The 5,749-nt window shown below is 62.8% G+C and carries 7 protein-coding genes; 1 reads left to right on the top strand and 6 read right to left on the bottom strand.

Annotation, left to right across the window (positions count from 1 at the left end; all coding sequences use genetic code 11):
• Positions 1–8 precede the first annotated feature (8 nt).
• The 3 genes from ACYVDE_RS13150 to ACYVDE_RS13140 form a co-directional block, all read right to left on the bottom strand.
• A complete protein-coding gene (locus tag ACYVDE_RS13150) occupies positions 9–779 on the bottom strand; it encodes an exodeoxyribonuclease III (RefSeq protein ID WP_460502001.1) in 771 nt (256 codons plus the stop codon).
• A gap of 122 nt (positions 780–901) precedes the next feature.
• Positions 902–1,294, bottom strand: coding sequence for a hypothetical protein (locus ACYVDE_RS13145; RefSeq protein WP_460502000.1), 393 nt, complete (start codon positions 1,292–1,294; stop codon positions 902–904).
• Entirely contained in the window at positions 1,291–1,704 is a 414-nt protein-coding gene (locus ACYVDE_RS13140; RefSeq protein WP_460501999.1) for a carboxymuconolactone decarboxylase family protein, read from the bottom strand. Before ACYVDE_RS13140 ends, ACYVDE_RS13145 begins: the two co-directional genes overlap by 4 nt.
• Before the next feature lie 193 nt (positions 1,705–1,897).
• Here ACYVDE_RS13140 and ACYVDE_RS13135 point away from each other — a divergent pair, with 193 nt between their 5' ends.
• Positions 1,898–2,593 (top strand): ComF family protein, encoded by a 696-nt coding sequence (locus ACYVDE_RS13135; RefSeq protein ID WP_460501998.1) that lies wholly within the window; start codon positions 1,898–1,900, stop codon positions 2,591–2,593.
• A 78-nt stretch (positions 2,594–2,671) separates the two neighbouring features.
• On the opposite strand, the gene ACYVDE_RS13130 is transcribed toward ACYVDE_RS13135, so the two are convergent.
• The 3 genes from ACYVDE_RS13130 to ACYVDE_RS13120 all read right to left on the bottom strand — a co-directional run.
• Positions 2,672–3,931 (bottom strand): SUMF1/EgtB/PvdO family nonheme iron enzyme, encoded by a 1,260-nt coding sequence (locus ACYVDE_RS13130; protein ID WP_460501997.1) that lies wholly within the window; start codon positions 3,929–3,931, stop codon positions 2,672–2,674.
• Positions 3,932–4,000: 69 nt separating this feature from the next.
• Complete coding sequence (locus tag ACYVDE_RS13125; RefSeq protein WP_460501996.1) at positions 4,001–5,029, bottom strand: PorP/SprF family type IX secretion system membrane protein; 1,029 nt, start codon at positions 5,027–5,029, stop codon at positions 4,001–4,003.
• A gap of 114 nt (positions 5,030–5,143) precedes the next feature.
• Positions 5,144–5,749, bottom strand: a 606-nt coding sequence (locus tag ACYVDE_RS13120) for an OmpA family protein (RefSeq protein WP_460501995.1), incomplete at its 5' end; no start/stop codon positions are given.

The following is a 5,749-nucleotide window of genomic DNA, read 5'->3' as shown; positions in this document are numbered from 1 at the left end:
CGTCCGCGCTACTGCACTTCTACCCAGGCCGGGCAGTGGTCCGAATGCACCACGTCGGGCAGCAGGCCCGCGCCGGCCAGGCGCGGTTGCAGGGCCGCATCAGCCAGCCAGTGGTCGAGGCGCCAGCCCACGTTGCGGCTGCGCGAGCCGGCCCGGTAGCTCCACCACGAGTAGTGGCCGGTGGCGTCGCCGTGGTGGTGGCGGAAGGTGTCAATCAGGCCGTCGCTCAGGAAATCCTTGAACCACTGCCGCTCCTCGGGTGTGTAGCCTGGGCTGTTCTGGTTGGCTTTGGGGTTGTGCAGGTCGATGGCCGTCTGGCAGCAGTTGAAGTCGCCGCCGATGAGCAGCGCCGGGGTGCTGCCGTCGGCCCGCAGCCTGGCCACGTATTCGCGGAAAAAGTGCAGCCATTCCACTTTGAAGGCCTGCCGCTCCGGCCCGCTCGTGCCCGAGGGCATGTAGGTGTTCAACACCGAAACGTCGTCAAAATCGAGCCGCAGCACGCGGCCTTCGTCGTCGTAACAGCTCTGCCCGCAGCCGTGCACCACGGCTTTCGGCTCTACTTTCGTGAACGTAGCCACGCCACTGTAGCCCGGTTTCTGGGCCGGGTGCAGGTAGGCGCGGTAGCCCAACTGCTCGAAGCCCGACACGTCCATCGCCTCGCGGCCGGCCTTGATTTCCTGCAGGCACAGCACGTCGGGCGCGGCCTCGGCCACCCAGTCGAGCAGACCCTTGCTCAGGGCCGAACGTAGTCCGTTGACGTTGTAAGAAACGATTTTCATGTTGGTTTTCTAAATGAAATCAGAACGTCATGCTGAGCTTGTCGAAGCATCTCTACCGCAGAAGTAATTATTTACTCTCGCAGTAGAGATGCTTCGACAAGCTCAGCATGACGTTCTGGAGGCTACAGCTCGTCGCCGGGGTCGAGGGCGAAATATTCCAGCACGTGCCACTTCAGCATGCGCTCCTGCTCCTTCAGGTTGGCGAAGGGCACGGGGCGCAGCAGCTTGTAGTGCGGCCAGCCATCAGCATCCACGTGCGACTTCTCGTAGTGGCCGCTGAGGCTGAAGAGGCGGCAGGTGGCAATGTGCATCAGGTCCTGCTTCTGCTCTTTGGTGAAAGTGGTGATGCCCTGGTTCAGCTCCTGAATGCCGATGAGCAGCAGCAGGGCGTTCAGGTCGGGCCGCTTGCCAAACCGCTCCTCCATTTCCACCATCAGGGTTTCCCAGCGGGCGTCGAAGTCGGCTTCGGCCTCGTCGGGGTGGCCGATGGGGCCCTGGTTCAGGTCGTGGCTCATGCGTGGGGCTGGCCGTCGTGCTCGGCTTTGTGGGCGGCCAGGGCCGCGCCGTCGTGGGCCGTGGCGCCGGCTTCAGATTTTAGGATTTCCCAGTATTCCACCGCGCGGCGGAAGTGCGGAATCACGATGCTGCCGCCGATGATGTTGGCGATGGCGAAAATCTCATAAATCTCCTCGTCGGTGAGCTTCTCCTCGAAGCATTTGCCCACGTGGTACTTGATGCAGTCGTCGCAGCGCAGCACCATGGAGCAGGCCAGGCCCAGCATCTCCTTGGTTTTTACGTCGAGCGCGCCGGCCGCGTAGGTGTTGGTGTCGAGGTTGAAAAACCGCTTGATGACTTTGTTGTCGGCCGCCATGATGGTGGCGTTCATTCGCGTGCGGTACTCGTTGAATTCGGTTACTTGGGACATAGAATTGGAAAAAAGGGCGTCATGCTGAGCTTGTCGAAGCATCTCGACCGCAGCAGCAACCAATGCAATAACAACGAAGCGGTCGAGATGCTTCGACAAGCTCAGCATGACCGTTCTAAATCAGCATAATGTGCCAATTCTGGCTACATTGCTTTTCCAAAATTACTTCCAAACCTCTCCCCCATCTACCGCCATGCTCCGCACGCTCTGGCAGGATTTCCTTGGCCTCATCTACCCGCGCCTGTGCCTGGCCTGCCGCGAGCCGCTCGTGACCGGCGAAACCCACCTCTGCACCGGCTGCCGCGCCGAGCTGCCCTACACCGACTACCATCGCCTGCCGCCCGAGCAGAACCCGCTGGGCCGCCGCTTCTGGGGCAAGCTGCCCATCCGCCACGCCTTGAGCTACCTGCGCTTCATCCGCCACGGCCGGGTGCAGCACCTGCTCCACGAACTCAAGTACCAAGGCCAGCGCGACGTGGGCACTGCCCTCGGCCAGCTCTACGGCACCGAGCTGCACGCCGCCGGCCTCGCCACCGATTTCGACCTCATCATCCCCGTGCCGCTGCACCCGCGCAAGCTGGCTAAGCGCGGCTACAACCAGGCCGCCGCCTTCGCAACCGGCCTCGCCGAAGGAATGAAGGTGCCCGCCGCGCCCAACGGCCTGCGCCGCACTGCCAATACCAAAACCCAAACCAAGAAGAACCGCGCCCAGCGTTGGGAGAACGTAGCCACGGTGTTCGAAGTCGACAACCCCGCCGCCATCATCGGCCGCCGCGTGCTGGTGGTGGATGACGTGCTCACCACCGGCGCTACGCTCGAAGCCTGCGGCGCGGCGCTGCTGGCCGCTGGCGCCGCCGAGGTAAGCATTGCCACCATTGCCTGCGCATAGTAGCTGCTAAGCCTAAAGGCGTAAAATTAAAAAGGCCACTCCTGATTCAGGAATGGCCTTTTTAATTAGTCAAACAGCTTACTTGTTCGAGCCAGCGTTAATCATGGCGCAACGGAAGCCGATGGTTGCCGTCGACGAATCTTCGGCCATGAAGCGGCGGGTGCCGGGCGAGAGCCAGTAGGCTACATCGCGCCACGAACCGCCTTTGTAGACGCGCACGTGGTCGTCAATCAGCGACTGGTAGCCTTTCTTGTCGTATTTATCGGCGGGGTCAGCCACGCCGTTACGACGGAAGGGGTTCAGGTCTTCCACGTCCTGGAACGACAGGGGGCGGTACACGTCCTGCACCCACTCGTTCACGTTGCCGGCCATGTTATACAGGCCGTAGTCGTTGGGCGGGTACGAGTAGATGTACTCGGTAATCATGGCGCCGTCGTTCAGGCTGCCGGCAATACCGGCGTAGTCGCCGCGGCCCCGCTTGAAGTTGGCCAGGAACTGGCCCTGCTTGCGGCCGTAGGCGTTGCGGGTCGACTTGCCGTCCCAGGGGTAAATGCGCTTCTCTTCCTGGTTCTCGTTGCCCACTTCCTGAGTGCCTACGAGTGCCTGCGCGGCGTATTCCCACTCGGCTTCGGTGGGAAGGCGGTAGTTGGGCAGCGTGTTGCCGTTTTCGATAGAGGTTTTGCTCTTGCCATCGCCCAGGGCGCCAGCGGTGCCCATCGTGCCTTCGGCACCCTCGGCAGGCGCTTTGCTCTTCTTTTTGAACAAGCCGCCCGATTTGGCGCTGCCACCGGCTGCGAGGCGCTCGTTCACTTTGGCCGTACGCCAGGTGCAGTAGTCATCGGCCTGCAGCCAGCTTACGCCCACCACGGGGAAGTAGCGGAAGCCGGGGTAACGCAGGTAGTAGGTTACGTAGGGGTCGTTGAACGACAGGTCGCGCGCCCACACCGTGGTGTCGGGCAGCGCAGATTTGTAGAATTCTTCGGCGGAGTCGGTACGGATGAAGTGCAGGTATTCGAGCCAGTGAATGTTGGCCACCTCGGCTTCATCCATGTAGAACGAGGCGATGGTTACCGTGCGCTCGATGTTGTCGTGCGACATCGTTACGTCTTCTTCCTGCGAGCCCAGCACCGTGCGGCCGCCTTCAATGAACACCAGGCCCGGGCCTTCGGGAATTTTTTTGAAGTTGGCCACGGCCATGCCCTTCTCAGTATTGTATTCAATACCCGTCGTCGAAGAATACTTACCCGGCTTGGTAGCCGTGGCGTGCCCGTTCTTGTTACAGCTACTCAAAGCCGTCAGGCCCATCGCTGCCAAGCACAGATAATTAATTAATTTCATAACAAAGTTAAAATGAAGATGTGTTCGGAGGGGTTAGCAAGGGCAATCAGGACACAATAGTACAAAATATTAAAATACCGGGCAAGGGGCTACCGGGTAAACTCTTCTTTTTAAACGGCGATGGGCATTTTCCAGGCGGTCGAAGGCGCGCAGCGATAGGGTAATTTCATGAGCACCACCTAAGTCGGCGCTCAGCCGGCTGAGGCCCACGTCGTAGCTGTAGCCGAGGCGCAGGCCACCCGTCTGCACCCCCACCACGGCGGCGAGCACGTGCTGCCTAGCAACGCTGCCGGGCAGGGAAATATTGCGGTACACGGCGCCAGCCGTAATGGGCGAGGCCGTGACGTAGAAGCCCGCTTCGGTGCGCATGGAGCCGCCCTGCCGGCTCAGGGCCGCCACGGGCGTATAGCTTAACTCGCGGGTGGCCAAGCCAGTGCCGGGCTCAACGATAAAAAATTTGTAGCCGCCGGCCACGCTTAGCAGCATGGACAGCTCGGCCTGCTGCCGAAAGCCCAGGCTGGGCTGGTTGAGGTGCTGGCCCGCCACGCTGAGCCAGCCCCGGGCCGAGTATAGGACGGCGCCGGTGCCCACACTGAAATAATTGGCGGGCGGAAAGTCGAGGGCTTCGGCGCTGGGGCCGCGCAGGCTGCCGTCTTCGGCCAGCTGGTCGCCGAACACGAAATTGTCATATCCCACGCGCTGGCGGCCGTAGCTGGCGCGCAGGCCGCCGCTCAGGGCCAGGCCCTCGCGCAGGCGGGTGTGGTAGGCGTAGAGGCCGCCGATTTCGAGCCGCGTGTAGCCTACCGAGCCGGTGCGGTCCTGGTTCACGAGCAGGCCATAGGCGTGGTGCTGGCCGGGCTGGTTGGGGCGCAGGTCGGCGGCGAGCTGGGTGCTCACGAACGAGCCGGCCAGCGTCGGTAGCTGGTTGCGGAAGCTCAGCGTCACGCTGTAGTCATCGACCAAGCCGGTGAAGGCCGGGTTGCTGTGCAGGCGCGTGGCGTAGGGCTGCGAAAAGTAGACATCCTGCGCCCGCGCCACTGAAGTGGCGCCGCCGGCCAGCACCAGCAACGCCGCCGCCCGGGGGACGCTTCTTCGCAAAACAGAAAGCCAAAAGTCAGCCATGAGAACCCGGGTAACGCCGCGGCTGCGCCGATTAGTGCGCAGCCACGGCGAAGGTAGCAGCGCCAGACTACGTGGCCGGGGCATCGGGCGTTATTTCGCCAATACTTTCACGCTGAGGCGGCGGTTCATGGCGCGGCCTTCTTCGGTGGTGTTGGGGGCGATGCCGTAGCGCGGGCCGTAGCCGCGGGCTTCGATGCGCGACGGGCTGATGCCCATCTCGACCAGGCTGGCCCAGGCTGTGCGGGCGCGGGCTTCGCTCAGCTGCTTGTTCACTTTGTAAGTGCCGGTGCTGTCGGTGTAGCCGCCGAGCTTGAGACGGGCCGTGGGGTAGGCGCGCAGCAGGGCCACTACGTTGCGCAACTGGCTCGTCGACTCAGGCGTGAGGGTGGCCTTGCCGGTTTCAAAAAACACGCGGTCGAAGTTGTACCAGCCGCGGCTCAGGTCGAGGGTGTCGACCTGCTTGGCGGGGTCGGCCAGAAAGCGGTGCAGCAGGCTTTCGGTCGAGTTGATGCCTACGCCGGCAATGCTGGCGCCGCCGGGCAGCTTCAGCGTGGTAGGCGTGCCGGTGTCGTAGAGGTAGTTGCCGCTTTTGGCATCGTAGTGGCCGGGAACGATGAAATCCTGCGCCGGCGGCGTGAGGCGGCGCGACTGGCCCCGGCTGCTGCCCGTGCGGTAGGGGCTGCGCGGGCCCGACGA

Source organism: Hymenobacter agri (assembly GCF_054778495.1).
This window is presented reverse-complemented; position numbering and strand designations above follow the sequence as displayed.

Bases quoted from the DNA above. Each gene is read 5' to 3' on its own strand.
- ACYVDE_RS13145 (WP_460502000.1), bottom strand. From the start codon at position 1,294: ATGAGCCACGACCTGAACCAGGGCCCCATCGGCCACCCCGACGAGGCC.
- ACYVDE_RS13140 (WP_460501999.1), bottom strand. From the start codon at position 1,704: ATGTCCCAAGTAACCGAATTCAACGAGTACCGCACGCGAATGAACGCC.
- ACYVDE_RS13130 (WP_460501997.1), bottom strand. From the start codon at position 3,931: ATGAAATTAATTAATTATCTGTGCTTGGCAGCGATGGGCCTGACGGCT.
- ACYVDE_RS13135 (WP_460501998.1), top strand. From the start codon at position 1,898: ATGCTCCGCACGCTCTGGCAGGATTTCCTTGGCCTCATCTACCCGCGC.
- ACYVDE_RS13150 (WP_460502001.1), bottom strand. From the start codon at position 779: ATGAAAATCGTTTCTTACAACGTCAACGGACTACGTTCGGCCCTGAGC.